This window comes from Kitasatospora sp. NPDC059571 (assembly GCF_042735675.1).
GTDB lineage: Bacteria > Actinomycetota > Actinomycetes > Streptomycetales > Streptomycetaceae > Kitasatospora.
Genome location: NZ_JBHWBW010000848.1, coordinates 1 through 1,267 on the forward strand (window position 1 = coordinate 1; position 1,267 = coordinate 1,267).

The following is a 1,267-nucleotide window of genomic DNA, read 5'->3' on the forward strand; positions in this document are numbered from 1 at the left end:
TGGAGAAGCTGAAGGGGCATCCGCTGTTCGCCCACATCACGCTGACCCGCTCCGAGCGCTCGCCCATCGCGGCCCTGGTCACCGAGATGCTGGAGGACGGTCAGCCCTAGCCGACAAATCGGGACAAACCACACTGAAACGACGTCAAGGGGCCTGCCGCATACCGGCAGGCCCCTCGCGCTGTCACCGGATCGGACCGATCGCCGACGACCTTTCGGACAAACGCCCAGCTCGTGAAGATTGTGAGATGCGCCACGCAACCGGGAATTGCGTAGACACGTCCGCTTGCGGCATGGTGAGGGTTCTGTCAGGCCCCGCGTACGGCAGAATCAGCCCGGCAACTCCGGTCGGCGGGCGTCCAACTGAACACCGATGAGCCGTACGCCGCCCGAACACCACGCAGTTCCGAGTCCGCTCGGCGCCGCGACGGGCCAGTGTCTCCCGTGACCAGGACCGTAGGAGGCGAGCGGCAAGGGGCATGTTGCGCCTGTACGGTCACGCACGGGCGCCGCCGGAAGGAAACCATGTGACTCGGATCTCGGTCCGGGGAGTTGCTGTGGCCTCCGCCACCGCCGTCACCGCTGTCGGTGCGGTCGTGGGCGCGGCCTCGGGCAGCGAGGGCAAGACCGTTCAGACGGTCGACGTCGCGAGCGCCACGCTGCTCGCCGACGCGCCCTCGGGTACCCAGGCGCAAGCGGTCAGTGACGCCATCGTCCGTCAGGCGACGGCTCAGCAGGTGTCCGCCGACGCGGCCGCCAAGAAGGCCGCGGAAGAGGCCGCACGGCAGAAGGCCGCCGCCGACGCGCAGGCCAAGTCCGACGCGGACAAGGCGGCGAAGGCCGCCGACGAGGCCAAGCGCAAGGCCGACCAGGAGGCCGCCAACCGCGCCGCCGCGCGGACCGCGCTGGCCGCGATCCCGGCCGGCTCGGTGCAGGCGCTCGCCGCCCAGATCATCGGTGACGCGAACCAGTTCTCCTGCTTCAGCCAGATCGTGAAGCGCGAGAGCGGCTGGGACTACACCGCCACCAACGCCTCCTCCGGCGCGTACGGCCTGGTGCAGGCACTGCCCGGCTCCAAGATGGCTTCCGCCGGCGCCGACTGGCGCACCAACCCGGCGACCCAGATCAAGTGGGGCCTGAACTACATGAACAGCCGTTACGGCAGCCCCTGCGGCGCCTGGTCGTTCTGGCAGGCGCACAGCTGGTACTGAGCCGGCCCGCAGCGCACGGCTTCGCGAAGGCCCCCGACCTCTCGACGGTCGGGGGCC

Annotated in this window: 1 protein-coding gene; it reads left to right on the forward strand. The window is 70.0% G+C overall.

Translation table 11 applies throughout. The annotated features are described in order from the left end of the window. The first annotated feature begins 526 nt into the window (after window positions 1–526). Complete coding sequence (locus tag ACFV0G_RS39495; protein WP_380558804.1) at window positions 527–1,210, forward strand: transglycosylase SLT domain-containing protein; 684 nt, start codon at window positions 527–529, stop codon at window positions 1,208–1,210. Window positions 1,211–1,267 lie beyond the last annotated feature (57 nt).